The 15202-nt window shown below is 74.0% G+C and carries 11 protein-coding genes and 1 pseudogene; 6 read left to right on the top strand and 6 right to left on the bottom strand.

The features are described 5' to 3' along the window. Positions 1-338: 338 nt before the first annotated feature. On the top strand, positions 339-2537 hold the full coding sequence (locus tag OG393_RS01625) for a SpoIIE family protein phosphatase (RefSeq protein WP_327372699.1): 2199 nt from the start codon (positions 339-341) through the stop codon (positions 2535-2537). A 108-nt stretch (positions 2538-2645) separates the two neighbouring features. Here OG393_RS01625 and OG393_RS01620 read toward each other — a convergent pair whose 3' ends face one another. Further along, positions 2646-2960 (bottom strand): hypothetical protein, encoded by a 315-nt coding sequence (locus OG393_RS01620; RefSeq protein WP_327372697.1) that lies wholly within the window; start codon positions 2958-2960, stop codon positions 2646-2648. Positions 2961-3229: 269 nt separating this feature from the next. Here OG393_RS01620 and OG393_RS01615 point away from each other — a divergent pair, with 269 nt between their 5' ends. Then, the gene (locus tag OG393_RS01615) at positions 3230-4711 is read left to right on the top strand and encodes a glutamate--cysteine ligase (protein ID WP_327372695.1); all 1482 of its coding nucleotides are present in this window, start codon (positions 3230-3232) and stop codon (positions 4709-4711) included. 112 nt (positions 4712-4823) lie between these two features. Here the strand turns inward: OG393_RS01615 and OG393_RS01610 are convergent. After that, positions 4824-6285: pseudogene (locus tag OG393_RS01610) on the bottom strand (DUF4139 domain-containing protein); the annotation flags it as partial. A gap of 167 nt (positions 6286-6452) precedes the next feature. Between OG393_RS01610 and OG393_RS01605 the strand changes: the two are divergent. Then, entirely contained in the window at positions 6453-6806 is a 354-nt protein-coding gene (locus OG393_RS01605; RefSeq protein WP_327372694.1) for an MmcQ/YjbR family DNA-binding protein, read from the top strand. 284 nt (positions 6807-7090) lie between these two features. Here OG393_RS01605 and OG393_RS01600 read toward each other — a convergent pair whose 3' ends face one another. The 4 genes from OG393_RS01600 to OG393_RS01585 are packed head-to-tail and all read right to left on the bottom strand — an operon-like array spanning position 7091 to position 12641. Beyond that, positions 7091-8380, bottom strand: a complete 1290-nt coding sequence (locus OG393_RS01600) for an MFS transporter (protein WP_327372693.1) — start codon at positions 8378-8380, stop codon at positions 7091-7093. Continuing rightward, positions 8373-10136 (bottom strand): condensation domain-containing protein, encoded by a 1764-nt coding sequence (locus tag OG393_RS01595; protein ID WP_327372692.1) that lies wholly within the window; start codon positions 10134-10136, stop codon positions 8373-8375. The genes OG393_RS01600 and OG393_RS01595 overlap by 8 nt, the downstream gene beginning before the upstream one ends. Then, positions 10129-11538: a DUF6271 family protein gene (locus OG393_RS01590; protein WP_327372690.1), complete on the bottom strand. Its 1410-nt coding sequence runs from the start codon at positions 11536-11538 to the stop codon at positions 10129-10131. The genes OG393_RS01595 and OG393_RS01590 overlap by 8 nt, the downstream gene beginning before the upstream one ends. Beyond that, complete coding sequence (locus OG393_RS01585; RefSeq protein ID WP_327372689.1) at positions 11520-12641, bottom strand: phytanoyl-CoA dioxygenase family protein; 1122 nt, start codon at positions 12639-12641, stop codon at positions 11520-11522. Before OG393_RS01585 ends, OG393_RS01590 begins: the two co-directional genes overlap by 19 nt. A gap of 517 nt (positions 12642-13158) precedes the next feature. On the opposite strand from OG393_RS01585, the gene OG393_RS01580 reads away from it, so the two are divergent. From OG393_RS01580 to OG393_RS01570, 3 genes are all read left to right on the top strand, one after another. Further along, positions 13159-14016 carry a hypothetical protein gene (locus OG393_RS01580; protein ID WP_327372688.1) on the top strand — a complete coding sequence of 286 codons (858 nt, stop codon included), beginning with the start codon at positions 13159-13161 and terminating at the stop codon, positions 14014-14016. A gap of 76 nt (positions 14017-14092) precedes the next feature. Further along, entirely contained in the window at positions 14093-14350 is a 258-nt protein-coding gene (locus OG393_RS01575) for an acyl carrier protein (RefSeq protein WP_327372687.1), read from the top strand. Between the two features lie 67 nt (positions 14351-14417). Beyond that, positions 14418-15104, top strand: coding sequence for a 4'-phosphopantetheinyl transferase family protein (locus OG393_RS01570; protein ID WP_442817391.1), 687 nt, complete (start codon positions 14418-14420; stop codon positions 15102-15104). Positions 15105-15202: the final 98 nt, after the last annotated feature.

Here is a 15202-nt window from a genome sequence, read left to right as displayed (position 1 = left end):
TCGCGGAGCCGGTGGGTCCGAAGACGGTGCGGACCGCGGCATCGCCGCGTGCCTTCCCCGCGTACAGGGTCGCGGTACGCGCCCGGCACCTCGGCACCCCCGCCCACCGCTCGGGACCGCCCCGGGGATGTGACGCGCCTCCGCCCATGCATGGGCGTAAAGTCGCGATATGGAGGAAAAGTGCTGCGGGTGGTCGGTGACCGCGCTGAGAGGCCCCGCCGCCCTCGTCAGGCCGTGCCACGGACCCGCGTACCGACGATCCGGGGCGTCCCGGCGTCGCCCCGGAGGACCGGCACGTCCGTCCTGGCCGACCGTGCGGATCTCCCCAGGCAGGTGACATGCCCCGGACCGCCGGCTCGGAGTACGGAGCCGGAGACGCGTTCGACACGGGCCGGATGGACGCCGTGCTCGCCGACGTCATGCTGGAGACCGGCGCGTCGGTAGGGCTGGTCTATCTCCTCGTGCCGGAGGACCGGCTGCTGCGCCTGGCCCTCGTGTCCGGCGCCCCCCGGCTCCTGACGGCCCCCTGGATCCGGGTCCGGACGGACGCGCCGCTCCCGCTCGCGGACGCCGTCCGCGCCAGGGAACTGGTGTGGCTGTGCGGCCGTGAGGAGGTGGCACGCCGCTACCCACGGCTCGGAATCGTGCTCCCCTACGACTTCATGCTCGCCGCCGCCCCCGTCCTCGGCGGGGACCGGGTGTGGGGTGGCGTCGTACTGCTCCGGCCGACCTGGCAACCCCCGCGACTCGACGTACGGGAACGCGAGGCGATCCGCCGCTTCGGAGCCCGGACGGCGGGCCTGCTGGAGCGGCACGCCGACCGGGGCGGCACGCCGTCGTCCCCGCACGATCCCCGGGTCATCCGCCCGGCGCCGCCCTCGACGGCGGACCCCACGCTCGGCACGGCCGCGCTCGCGTTCGCCGAACGCCTGCCCGTGGGGTGCTGCGCCCTGGACCTCGACGGCCGGGTCTCCTTCATCAACGCCGCCGGCGCCACCCTCGTCGACGCCGGGCCGGCCTCCCTGCTGGGACGCCGGCCGTGGGAGGCGCTGGCGTGGATGAGGGACCCGCTCTTCGAGGACCGCTACCGCGCCGCGGTGATCTCACGACGGCCGGTCTCCTTCGTCGTCCGGCGCGCTCCGGACCGCAGCCTGCGCTTCCGGCTCTACCCGGACGACACCGGCATCAGCGTCCACATCACACCCGCCGCGGACACGCCCGCCGACGGACCGGCCGCGCCCGGCACGCCTCCCGCCCCCACCCCTCCCCCCGCGGCCGAGCCCGTGGGGGCCACCGCCCTGTACCACCTGATGCACCTGGCGGCGGCCCTGACGGAGGCCGCCGGCGTACGTGATGTCGTCGAACTCGTCGCCGATCAGATCGTCCCGGCGTTCGGACCGCAGGGCCTCGTGCTCATGACGGTGAACGAGGGACGCCTGCGCATCATCGGACACCGGGGGTACGACCAGGACTTCATCGACCGCTACGACGGGACGCCGCTGACCGCCGAGGTCGCCGACGCCCAGGTGCTCCACTCGGGGGTGCCCGTCTTCTTCCCCACCGTCGACGACCTGCGTCGAGCCCATCCGAGCGCCCCCCGGTTCGGGACGCGCAGCGCCTGGGCCTTCCTGCCGCTGATCGCCTCCGGCCGGCCGGTGGGCTCGCTCATCCTCTCCTACGACCGGCAGCGGCCCTTCCCCCCGGCCGAGCGCGCCCTGCTCACCTCGCTGGCCGGTCTGATCGCCCAGGCTCTGGACCGGGCCCGCCTCTACGACGCCGAACGCACCCTCGCCCGCACCTTCCAGACCAGTCTGCTGCCCCAGAAGCTGATCGCCCTGCACGGGCTGGACGTCGCCGTCCGATACCTCCCCGCCGGCCGCGGGATGGACATCGGCGGGGACTTCTACGACCTGATCCACGCCACCCCCACCACCGCGGCCGCCGTCATCGGTGACGTCCAGGGCCACAACACCACGGCCGTGGCCCTCATGGGCCAGGTCCGCACGGCCGTCCACGCCCACGCCACCGCGGGTGCCTCCCCCGGCGACATCCTCGCCCGCACCAACCGGATGCTGACCGATCTCGACCCCGGCCTCTTCACCAGTTGCCTCATCGCCGAACTCGACCTGGCCCGCGGGCGGGTGCGCTTCGCCACCGCCGGTCACCCGCCGCCACTGCTCCGCGGGCCGGACGGCCGGACCGACATCCCGGTGGTCCCGCCCGGACTGCTGCTCGGGATCGATCCGCGGTCCGAGTACCCCGTCAGCGAGATGCCGCTGCCGCAGGGCTCCCTGCTCGCCCTCTACACGGACGGACTGGTCGAAGTCCCGGGCGCCGACATCGGGGACGCCATCGCCGACCTGGCGCGGCACCTCGCGCGGAGCGACGTCCAGGACCTCGACAGGCTGGCCGATGACCTCGTCCGGCAGGCCGAGGGCACGACCCACCGGACCGACGACATCGCCCTGCTCCTGGTCCGCTACGACGACGAGGGCCGCGGAATGCCGCCCGCGGACGGCGGTGGGTCCTCCGGGTGACCTTCGGCCGCGAGCGTCCGAGCCAGGGAGGGGCGTGGCCGCCCGGCCGGAGATCACGCAGGCCGGAGGCCCGGGTGTCGCCGGTGGCCCGTCGCGGCCCGGAGCGTCTCATCGGTCGCGCTGCGCCCCGGTCTCCAGCCGCCGGGGCGACTCGGGGACCGCGTCGTCGATACCGGGCGCGCCGGGCCCGCTGGTGGTGAGTGGGATGCCCAGGCTCTGGCACATGCGGTGTGCCCGCGCGAGAGCGCTGAGCGTGGCGGGCGACGGGGCCGGACTGGGGAGTTCGACCACGACACGGCCGGGGCGGTGGGCGGCCACGAGGGCCTCGATCTCCAGAGCGGCGGCGGCGCGGCTGGTGACATCGAGTTCGCGGGGGAGCCGCACGCGCAGCACGTTCTCCCGCAGGGTGTGGCTGATGACCATGATCGCCTCCCTGGCCCCGGAATGAGCCGGGTGTGCGGTGCGGGGCCGGTGACCGAGTGTGACGCATCCGAGACCATGCGGCCAGTCGGCGCGCTGCCGCGGACGGCCGGGTTGCCGCCCACCCGCTCCGGTGCGGTCATGGACCCGTCCCGCACCGGCCGCGCCTCCCGGCCGGTGCGGGACGGCGGGGCCCCGCTCGGTGGTTGGCTCGCCCGCGGAGTGGGACGCTGAAGGGAGAAGTCCGTGCCGACGGGAATCGGGAGGGCCGCATGGGACGCGATGTACCGGCGCTGGTGTTCACCCGTGACGACCGACGGCGCTTCCGGGACAAGATGCACACCTGCCTCGACGTCTTCGCGCGCATGCTGCGGGAGGCACGCTTCGACTTCGAGCGTCCCCAGGTCGGCCTGGAGATCGAACTCAATCTCGTCGACGCCGCGGGCGACCCCGCCATGCGCAGCGCCGACGTCCTGGAGGCGATCGCGGACCCCGCCTGGTCGAGCGAGCTGGGACGCTTCAACCTGGAGATCAACATCGAGCCGCGCCGCCTCACCGCCGGGGGCCCGGACTCCTGGGAGCAGGAGATCCGGGACGCGCTCAACCACGCCGAGGAGAAGGCGGCGGCGATGGGCACGCACCTGGTCATGATCGGGATCCTGCCGACTCTGGAGCTCTCGCACGTGGGCGCGGCGGCGCTGTCCGAGAATCCCCGCTACCACCTGTTGAACGAGCAGATATTCTCCGCGCGTGGCGAGGACCTGCTGATCGCCGTGGACGGCGTGGAGCGGCTGCGGACCTACGCGGACACCATCACGCCCGAGGCGGCGTGCACCAGCACCCAGTTCCACCTCCAGGTCTCCCCGGACACGTTCGCGGCCCACTGGAACGCCGCACAGGCCATCGCCGGCGTGCAGGTCGCCCTGGCGGCGAACTCCCCGTTCCTGTTCGCCAAGGAACTGTGGCACGAGACCCGCATCCCGCTGTTCGAGCAGGCCACCGACACCAGGCCGGACGAGATCAAGGTGCAGGGCGTGCGGCCGCGGGTCTGGTTCGGCGAACGGTGGATCACCTCCGTCTTCGACCTCTTCGAGGAGAACGCGCGGTACTTTCCCGCGCTGCTTCCGCTGTGTGACGACGAGGACCCGCGGGAGACGCTGGACGCCGGCCGGATTCCCGGTCTGGCCGAACTCACCCTGCACAACGGGACGGTCTACCGCTGGAACCGCCCCGTCTACGCCGTCGTCGACGGCGTACCCCATCTGCGGGTCGAGAACCGGGTGTTGCCCGCGGGCCCCACGGTGGCCGACGTCCTGTCGAACGGCGCCTTCTACTACGGCCTGGTCCGCGCCCTGGTCGACGAGGACCGGCCCGTCTGGTCACGGATGTCGTTCGCGGCGGCGGAGGACAATCTGCACGCCGCCGCGCGCCGCGGGATCGACGCGCAGCTCTACTGGCCCGGAGTGGGAGAGGTCCCGGCGACCGAACTGGTGCTGCGGCGGCTGCTGCCGCTGGCCGACCGGGGCCTGGAGCGGCTGGGCATGGACGCCGCCTGGCGGGAGCCGCTGCTCGGGATCATCGAGCAGCGGTGCGTCACCGGGCGCAACGGCGCGGTGTGGCAGTCCGAGATGTTCCACCACATCCAGGACATCGTCCATGTCGCGGACCGGCACCAGGCACTGAGACGCATGACCCTGCAGTACATCGACTACATGCACCTCAACGCTCCGGCGCACACCTGGCCGGTCGACTGACCCTCGCTCCCGCGTCGTCTCCGGCCCGGAGCTGTCGGCCGAAGGCCACCCGACAGGCCCTCAGAGGCCGGAGACCCGGCCCTTCGCCACCAGGGTGTAGGCCAGGGCGACCGTCTGTCGTCCACCGGGCGTCGAACCGGTGGTCGAACGAGCCCGCCGACTCACGGGGCCGCACAGCGTGTCCGGGCAGGGGCAGCGCCGACACGGCCTCGGCACGCCGGCGGTACTCGGCCGTCACCGGATCGGAGGGCGAGCCGACGCGGAGCAGACCCCGCCGGGTGTCCGGCTCCTCCGGGCCGTGCAGGAGGAGGGCGGCGTAGTCCAGATCGGCGGCGGCCGGTCGCGGCGCACCGGCCGCCGTTTCCGCCGCCGGTTCCGATTCCGGCGCGGGTCGGCCGGGCGCCGTGGGAGCAGCGGGAGCGAAGCCACGGGGACGTCCGCCCGCGGCCCCACGCGAACGGGCCGGGCGCGGGGGTTCGGGCAGCCGGCCGGGCGGTGCCGGGGAGGGGCCGCCGGGGGCCGGGAGCACCGGCGCGGCCGCCCCTTCGTAGCCAGGTGACGGCGGTGGCGGTGGTACGGCGCCGCCGACGGACTCGCCGAGCGGGCCGGCTCCGGCCATGGCGGTCGCCTCGCCGCGGGGGCGGGCCGCGTCGTAGTCGGCGAACAGGTCGGCGAGCCCCCGGGGCGGCTCGCGCCAGCCGGACGGGGCGGGGGCGGGCTGGCGGCGTCCGATGCGGATCGAGCGGAGCACGGGCAGGTCGGTGCGGCGCCGCAGGTCGGCGGTGGCGAAGGCGACGCGCACGCCCGTCCAGTCCTCGCCCGTACGCTGCGCGACCGAGGCACGCAGGACCAGACGGCCGTCGTCGCCGTCCTGGCGGTACGTGAGACGGTAGCCGGGCACCCAGACGGCGCCCGGCACCCCGTACTCCAGTTCCAGGTCCAGCTCGGTGTCCACCAGGGGCGTGTCGCCGGTGGCGGCGAGGGCCAGCACCGCCGACACCGTGGTGTCCACATGCGCCGACGGCCCGTCGGTCGAGGCGCGGGCGAGTCGGTCGGCGGCGACGTCGAGCGCGTGCTCCGCCTCGCGCAGGGCCTCCTCCAGCTCCCGCGAGCCGGGTGTGCAGTCCCGTCAGACGCTCGTCGACGAAGTCGGCGAGTCCCCGCCACGCGTCGACGGGGGTACGCCGGTGCGGGTCGTCCCGCTCGCGCGCCGGAGGGACGGGTTGCAGGGCCCGGACCTCCTCGATCAGTCGCAGCCCGCGGTCCCGGCGCTCCCGTGTCGCGGCGACGGCGTCCCGCAGCCGGTCGACCTCGTCGGCGAGCGACGCGGGGCGGCCGGTGCCGAGCGGCGCGGCCCCGACCTCGACGCGGGCCTCCACGACGCGTACGCCCGCACCGCCCGGGACCCGCGCCCGGAGCGACCCCGGGTCCATCGACCGGGGCAGTCCCGTCACTCGTACGCGCGCGTCCGGCGGCACGACGCCCCGGGCGAGGCGGCGGCAGAGCGCGCCCCGCGCGTAGACCACGACCGAGTCGAGGCTCGATCCCCACCCCTGTGCCGTCCCGGTCGCCATCCGCCCCGCCCTCGTCCCGTCCGCCCGTTCCCGCCGGGCGAAGCCTACGCCCGGACCGTCCGCGGGCCCGAGCCGAGTTCTGATGACGCGTCGGCCGGCGGCGGGGCCACGGCCTCCGGAGCCCGGGTACCGGCGTCGATGTCAGTGACCTGTCGTACGGTCGGGGCGTGTGCACGTCCGACGAAGTCCGCGAACTCGCCCTCGCCCTGCCCGAGACGACCGAGAAGGAGGCGTGGTCCATGCCGACCTTCCGGGTCGGCGGGAAGATGTTCCTCACCCTGCCCGACGACGAGACGTCGATGGCCGTCCGCTGCCCCAGGGAGGAGCGTGACGAACTGGTCCTCGCCGAACCCGGGAAGTTCTGGGTGGCGGACCACGAGTCCTCCTTCGCCTGGGTGCGGGTCCGGCTCGCCGCCCTCGACGACGCCGACGAACTCCGCGCGATCGTGGTCGACTCCTGGCGTCAGGCTGCTTCGGCCCGACTGCTGGGAGACCACCCCGACCTCGCGGCCCCGGCGTGACGGAGCCCCCTGGGGCCGTGCGGACTCAGCGGCCGGGTCCTTTGTCCTGGCCGCCGGACCGGGTGAGGACCCGCCGCAGTCAGCGGAGACGGGCCTCGTGCGCGTCCCGGACCATCCCGCCTCCGTGCAGGTAGTACAGGCAGGGAAGCGGCACCCGCACCTCGTCCATGCGGCGTAGTCAATCACGCGAGGCGCGGCCGTGACCGCCCCCATCCGGACCCATCGGCCGGAGCACACCCCACGGACGCCCGCTCCCCGGCCGTCACGCCCCGGCCGTCACGTCGTCAGGTCGCGCGACGGCCGACCGTGTCCGGCGCCCCGGCCCCGTCGGCACCGCCGGATGTCGCCGGCCCCCGGCCCAGGCGGCGGATGGCCGGTACACAGAGCATCGCGACGAGGCACACGACGCCCATGACGGACGAGAAGAGCAGCACACGGTCGGCGCCGACGGCCTCGGCCGCCGGGCCGGCCAGGGCACGGCCCAGCGGAATGACCATGATCGATCCGGCGACGTCGTACGCCGAGACGCGGCTGAGCGCGGCGAGCGGGACATGGGACTGGACGCTCGTCGCCCACATCACCCCCCAGAAGGCGAACCCGCAGCCGGCCAGGACACCGGTGACCGCAGTGACGGTGAAGGACCAGCCCAAGGCGGGTGCCAGCGGATTGAGGGAGAAGCAGAACATGGCACAGGCTCCGGCGACCAGCGGCCGGCGAGGCCGTACCCGCATGCCGAGCAGACCGCCCACGATGGTGCCGGCCCCGTCCGCGGAGGCGATCCAGCCGTATCCGCTGGCCCCGTGCTGTTCGGTCAGGAGAGCCGCGCCCAGCGGCAGCGCGGGGCCGAAGACGAACAGGCCGTAGACCGCCCAGACGGCGATGACCCCCCACAGCCAGGAACGGGACCGGAACTCGTGCCAGCCTGTGGCGAGTCTGCGCCACATCGGGTCGTCGCTCTCATCCCGGGCCGTGCTGAGCTTGCGCAGCGGCGCCAGACCCAGGGCGCTGAGCGCGAAGGCCGCGGCGATGCACAGGAACGACCCCGCCACGTGCCAGTAGGCGACGAGTAGTCCGGCGAGACCGGGGCCGATCAGCGCGCTCATCGCCTCGGAGATCCGCAGCAGGGCGTTGGCCCGCTGGATGTCCTCGGCGACCTGCGGGACCATGCTCGCCAGACCGGGCTGGAACATGGCGGTCGCCGCGCCGCTGAGCGCCATCAGCGCCATGATCTGCCACAGCCGCGCGTCGCCGCCGACCAGGAGGGCCGCGAGCGCGAGCATGGCCACCATCCGCACCACGTCGGCGCCGACCATCATGACCTGCGGGGTGAACTTGTCGGCCAGAACGCCGCCGAAGAGCACCAGCAGCGCGATCGGCGCCATCCAGGCGGCCAGCGCGTACCCGACTCCGCCGGCGCCGTAGCCGGCCCCCAGCACGGCTGTCGTGAGCGAGACCATCAGCATGCCGTCGGCCAGCAGCGAGGCGCTACGGGCGAGGAAGAACAGGCGGAAGCGGCTCGACCGCCACGGGCTGGGCAAGGTGTCCGGCTTCGGCCGGACGGTCACGTCATCCATGTCGGTTCCGCCGGTCTCGGCCGTTCCCTTCGGTGAGGATTCGTCGCCGAAGCCATGCACTGCTCCGGTCGGCTGTCGTCGGCGGGTCCTGGACGATCACGTACCGGCGCGGGGCCAGTAGTCCGGGACGGCCGGGGAGCGCGTCCATCATCGCGGCGTGCGCCGCCGCCGGTGTGAGCGGCGAGGAGCCCGCGGCGATGAACGCGGTGAGTGCCGGAGCGGAGTCCCGCGCGGATGGTCCGCCCGACGGAGCGGTGTCCACGGTGACGTGGACGGGGAGGCCCCCGAGGGCGTGGCTCAGTCGGTCCGCTACGGCCGGCGGCGAGATCCAGCAGCCGTCCACCCGCGTCCAGTCCGGGCCGCGGACGACCGGCCGCACCCCGGCCACCTCGCCGAGGGCGTCCAGCGGCACGTCCTCGGTGGCGGCGGCCTCCAGCAGCCGGACGAGACCGGTGAGGAAGCCTTCGGCCTCCTGCCGGGTGAAGAGCCCCGGGTCGGCCCACATCCGGATCTCGAGCAGCGGTGCCGTCCGGTGGACGAAGGCCAGCAGCCGGGTGGGCAGCGACTGATCCGGTCCCCAGCTCAGTTCCGGCTCGGGGTCTCCGGCTTCCAGGGCGCCGCCGGCGGAGGAGGAGGGGAGCGCGCTCACATCGTTGAAGACGACGTCGCGGGCGAAGTGGCTGCCGCGCTCGGAGGTGACCCGGCCGATCATGTCCCACAGGCGCAGAGCGTCGAACTGGCTGTGCCGGTAGGCGTTGAGCGCCGCTCCCCACGCCTTGCCGAGGAGCGCGTCGAAGGACGGAACGCCCATGTCGAGGGAGAGCAGCGCGTCCTGGGACACGGTGTTCACCGAACGGGCCAGCCGCGGCAGGAACCGGTTGGAGGTCGGTACGGCGGCGACGCACGAGGTCTGGCCGGCGCGGTGGGCCACGAGCGCGCACCAGGCCGTCAGCAGCACGGTGGACGGCAGGCCGCCGGTGCGCTCGGCCACCCGGGCCAGCGCCAGGGCGCCGCGTCGGGACCGCAGCGTGAGCCGGGGGACCGGGCCCTCGGTGCCCGATGCTCCCGGTTCCGCGAACATCGCCTGCGGACCGGTGCGGATGATCCGTTCCCAGTACCGCAGGGACGCCTCCGACTTCCGGACCCCGGCCGGGCTCGCCTCCTCCGAGGCGAGCCCGAGCGGTGTGAGGGCGGTCAGGGGAGGGAGCGTCCCGCCGGCCAGCAGGCCGAGCCACTCGTCCCGCAGGACGGCGAGCGCACTGCCGTCCGTGACGGCGTGACTGGACGCCAGGGCGACGAAGACCGGTGCCCCCTCCCGGCAGACGAGGCCGGCCCGGAGGGGGAAGTCCCGGTCGAGGCGGAAGCGGACGTCGCGGAACCGGCGGGCGACCGTGTCGGCGTACTCCGCCGGGTCCCCGGGCAGCTCCGCGTGGTCGAGCACGCTCACCGTGAACTCTCCCTCCGCCGAGACCAGTTGTTCGGAGGGTGCGGCGCCCGGGGCGTGCGGGAAGGTGGTGCGCAGGGCCTCGTGCCGGATCACGAGCGTGCGCAGTGCGTCGATCGCCGCCTCGATCGAGGTTCCGGCCGGCACGTTCCACGCGGCGTGGATGTTGATCTGCTCGGGGTCGTCCCTGAGGATGCAGCGGATCATGTTGGCCTGCCCCATCGTCAGGGGGCCCCGGCCGGCCGTGCCGCCCGCGTACGACACGGTGCGGATCTGGGTGCTCCTCGGTCGCGAGGAGGCCGGCTCACTCACCGGCTCGGGCGTGCCGGGCCCCGTGCGCGGGGACCGGTCCGGGGGAAGGACGCATCGGACGGCTTTCGCGGAGGCTCCGGAACGGGCGGGGATGGTGGTGTGGCGGCACCCCGTGACGGGCGGCGGCGCGGACGAGGGCGTCCCAGGCGTCGATCAGGAGGGCGAAGTCCCGCATGTCGTCGCGCGCCTCCGTCAGGAGGCGGTCCCGGCGGGCGGCGAAGACGTCGGCCGCCGCGGAGTAACGGCCGCCCAGGGTGCGGTAGGAGCGTTCGAGGAGGCCGAGCCGTTCGGCGCTTCGCGCCCCGGCCGTGCCCCCGCTCTCCCGGACGTAGCCGGCGACGGTGGACGCGCGGACCCGGCCCTCCGTGTCGAGGAGGTCCTCGCCGGCCGCCGCGGTCCGGGCGTACACGGCGTCCAGGTAGGGGGTCGCCAGCAGGAACTTCGCGAGCCGGAGGTGGTAGGCGAGGAAGCCGGCGTCGCTACGGCGTTCGTCGGTGTGGAAGTTGACGATGTGACGGTTGTGCAGGACGCCGGGCAGCCGGGCGTCGTGGACGAGATGGATCAGGAAGTAGTCGGTGCCGATGGTGTCGGTGGCGGGCGGCAGCGGCACCCGGCCGTAGACCTCGCGGACCAGACCGATGTTGCACATGTCCACGCGGGTCGGGCTGACGGAGGTGAGGGTGGTGCGGTCGCCGGTGAACGAGGCCGTGCCGGCACCGCGGAAGGACTCCTCGATCAGGTGCTCGCGCCAGATCTCCGGGTAGCCCGTGGGGACCGAGAGGCCGACCACGTCGCGGTAGACGCCGGGGTCGAGCCTGCGGATCTCCTCGACGTCCACGGACATGGCGCCGACGAAGGACGCGCCGACCAGGGACACCGGTCGGTCCGCGCAGCCCGGGTCGAGCCGGCGCCGGGTCACCTGACCGGCGAGGTCGGCGGCGGGACGGCCCAGGGACGCGAGCTCGTGGTGGAGCGGGAAGACCGGCTCGCCGTCCAGAGTCTGGTAGCGGCTGTCCGAGTCCCGGCGGTGCACGGACGAGCAGCCCAGGGCCTCCGCGAACAGGAACGCGCGGTTGGTGCAGGCACCGTACGACACGGCGGGAGGCAGCATCAGGTCGAGGACCCGGTCCGGCGCGGCGATCCCGGACCGGGCGGTCACCTCGCGCAGGAAGCTCCGCTGCCCGGCCTCGTCGACGTGGTGCACGATCACGCCGGGCACGGCCGGCAGGGCCTCCACGACCTGCCGGTGCTCGGCGAGCACCGGGTCCTCGGAGGAGTCCAGGATCAGCAGCATCACCTCGACGCCGAAACGGCGGGCCCCGTACGCGGCTTCCTCGGCGACGGCCGTGATGGTCGGGGAACAGGCCCTGTTGGTGGGGAGGGTCAGGCAGACGCGGCGCACGACGACTCCCCGCTCCGTCCGGCGACGGCCGCCGCCGGACCCGACGACGCGTCCGTGTCGCTCTCGGCGTCCTGCCACGAGGTCAGGCCGAGGAGCCGGCTGCCGAGCGGGTCGAGTTCGGCCGTCGGGTACCGCTTCGACTCGTGCAGGACCGGGTCGCCGACCAGCGTCCGGTTCCAGCGCGGGGTGCGCAGGTGCCTCCAGGAGCCGACGCGCGACGCGCGCAGCCGCTCGTGTTCCTCCAGCGCCGGCATCATCGACAGGTACTGGACCGCCCGGACCTGGTCCTTCGAGGTGTTGCGCGCCACGCCGTGGGCGAGCAGTCCGTTCCAGATGAGCAGGTCACCGGGGTGCAGTTCGGGCCGGGCGACGGGGAACTCCGACCGGTCCACGGAAGGACGCAGCGGGTCCCGGTCGGCCGGCCGGCCGGTCTTCCACTCCTCGAACCGCCGGAACAGCTCGGGGCAGCACTGGAACCCGCCGGTCTCCGGCCGGGTCTCGTCGAGCGCGATGATCCCCTGGACGCGCTGTGGCGGGACCTCCAGCGTGGTGTCGATGTCCCAGTGCAGCTCGATGTCGAAGCCCCGGTCGGTGGGTTCGATCAGCGCGCGGTCACGGTTGCCGATGTTGGGCGGGTTGAGGTTGAGCCGGTCCAGGGTGACCCACAGTTCCTCGCAGTCCCACACGTCGACGAAGGCGTCGTACACGCGCTGGGCCTGCCTGCTGTCCCAGAGCAGCTGGTGGTGGTATGCCTCCACGAAGCCGTAGACGTGCAGTTGCCGGTCCAGCTCGTTGCGGAACGGCCGGTCCTCGTGCCAACGGTCCGGGCGGTCCGGGTCGAGCCCCTGGAACTCCCAGGTGAAGTCGAGCAGGCGCCGCGCCGCGTCCGCCGGGACCGCCTCCCGCACGACGACGTATCCGAAGGTCTGCCAGTGGGCGAAGTCGTCCTCGGACAGCACCCGCAACGGCCGAGACTTGGTCAGTTCCCGCAGCGTGGTCTGGGCCAGATAGGACTCGCCGTCCGCGCTGAAGTACGGACGGTCCGAGGCGGCCCGGTGCAGATAGGGGCGGCGCGGGCGTCGGAGCGGGGCGGATGTCGGCATGGGGTCCCTTCGGGCGGGAGCCGCGGGAGGAGGCTCGGTGGTGGTCGCGGTTCCGGGAGAGCGCTGCTCCTCGGCGGGCGGGCGGCGCGGGGCGACCCTCAGGGGAGGGTCGGGCGTGGACGGCGCACGCCGTGCCGGGTGGCGGGCGTGGACGGTGGAAGCGATCGCCGCGACGGCTGGTGGCCGTAACGGCGGTGATCAGCAGAATTGGTGTAGACCAAGATACTTGTCAAGTGCCGGACCGTGCTGCGGAGGTATCCGGCCGCGCATCGAAACAGCTTTCAGGCCATGCTCGTTGGGTCATCGGCTCTGGTCTAGACAACAGGTGAACGGCTGGCCTAGGGTCCCCATGCGCGGCCATGGCCTTCGACGACACACCGGCCGGCCTCCCCGCACGCCGCCGACGGCGGCCACGTGCACGGCTGTTCGTGCCGTCGCGGTCGCGCCCGGGCGCACACCCCGTCCACTCCGTCCGACGCCCTCGCCTGTTCGTCCACGCCGAGAGAGAACGGTTTCCATGAGCACACCCGGCATCACGGTCCTGCCCGCGGGAGGTCTGCGGAACCCCGGCCCTGGCCTGATCACGCTGGACCCGGTCCACACCGCCCTGCTGCACGGTCTGGACGGCCTGCTCGCCGGGCTGGCGGCACGCCTCGCCGCGCCCGAGGTGGTCGGACCTCCCCTGCTGTCCGTGGAGGCGCTGGCGCGCCTGGACTTCTTCCGCAACTTCCCCCACCTCGGTGTCTCCGCCGGCCGGTTCACCCCGGAGGCCCTCGACGGCCTGGCCGCCGGCGAACCGCCCGCGGATCTCCCGCTCCGGCCGACCGGACACCTCCTGCCCTCGGCCACCTGCTACGGACTGCTGCTCTCGCTCGAGGGCCGGGACGTCGGCGACACCGGACTGCGGCTGTCCGCGACCGGCCGCTGCTTCCGCAACGAGACCCACTACGACGGACTGCGCCGCCTGTGGGGCTTCCACATGCGCGAGGTCCTCTACCTCGGCACCAAGGACGGCGCACTCGAACACCTTGAGCAGGGAGCGGAGTTCGTCCGTGGGCTGGCCGGACGCCTGGGCCTCGTCCTGACCCGGGCCACGGCCGACGACCCGTTCTACGACAAGGGCGGTTCCCGGGCCCGTCTGATGGCCCTCGACCCCGTCAAGCACGAGTTCAGCGCCCCCGACGGCACGGCCGTCTCCTCGGTCAACCGGCACCGCAACTTCTTCGGCGAGCGACTCGGCATCCGCGCCGGCTCCCACGGGCCGGCGTACAGCGCGTGCGTCGCTTTCGGCGTCGAACGCTGGGTCCACGCGATGATCCTCGCCCACGGCACGCCCGAACAGGCCCTGGCAAGACTTCGCGACGCCGGAGCCTGAGGCGCCGGCCCCGCTCGCCTTCCGTTCCGCCCGTCCGCCCCCGCGATCCCCCCGACAGCAAGGAGCTCCCCGCACCATGGAACGCATCGCCGAGTGGCTCTACGAGAAGAACCCCGGCCTCGAAGGCCCCATCGACGGCGACGAGGACCTCATCGAGGCCCGGCTCATCGACTCCATGGACTTCCTGGAGTTCATCGACCTCCTGGAGGACATCTCCGGCACCGGCATCGACCTCCAGGACGTCACGATCGACGACTTCCGGACGCTGGACCGCGTACGGGAATGCTTCCTGAGCGGCACCGGACCCGACGCCGTAGAGGCGACGGCCGGGTGACCCGCCGGCCGTGAACACCGCTCCGCCGGCCGGCGACGGCCCGGTGCCCGCCGTCGGCCGGAACCACATGGGAGGCCCGCCGGACGACGCGCGCCCGGCGCCTGGCGCGGACCGGACCCCGCGGGAGACCGTCGCCGTCCTCGCGGCCACCGCGGAGGTGCTCGCCCGTCCGGGGCTGGGCGAGCACCTGCTCGCGCCCTGGGAGCGACGGCGCCTGACCCGTATCAGGACGCCCCGCCGCCGCGACGACGTCGTCGCGGCGCGGCTGCTCCTGCGGCTGTGCCTCGCCCGTGTCACCGGCCTGCCCCCGCGGAGCGTGGCGCTCGCCCAGCGCTGCGACGCCTGCGGGCGGCACGGGCACGGCCGCCCCCACGTGCCCGGCCGTCCCGGCTGGGGCGTCAGCCTCAGCCACACCGACGGCCTGGTGGCCGCCGCCGTCGGCCCCGGGCCGGTCGGCGTCGACGTGGAACCCGCGGCCCGCCGCCCCGGCCCGCCACGGGTACTGGCCCGCCTGCTGCCCGAGACCGAGCTGCGGGCGGCGGCCACCGCCGACGACCCCGGCCCCGCGCTGCTCCGGCTGTGGGTGCGCAGGGAAGCCCTGTTCAAGGCGGGCCGGGACGACCTGCCCCTGCTGGAGTGGACGGACGGCCACCGGGCGGCCGTGGTGGCCGTGGCCGGCACCTTCCCGGTGGCCGTTCTCTCCCTGTCCGCCGTCCTGCCCCCGGCCGGCCTCCACTCCGCGTCGTCCCGCTGACCGGTGCGGAGGGCGCGCGGCCGGTGCCCGGGACGTGGGCACGGCGGGCACACACCGTGTCCTGGACCGCGGTCCCTCGCCTCCCCGCCGTCCGTCCC

The organism is Streptomyces sp. NBC_01216 (genome assembly GCF_035994945.1).
Lineage (GTDB): Bacteria > Actinomycetota > Actinomycetes > Streptomycetales > Streptomycetaceae > Streptomyces.
Note: the sequence above shows the minus strand (reverse complement) of the source record. Positions and strands in the feature narration are given on the sequence as shown.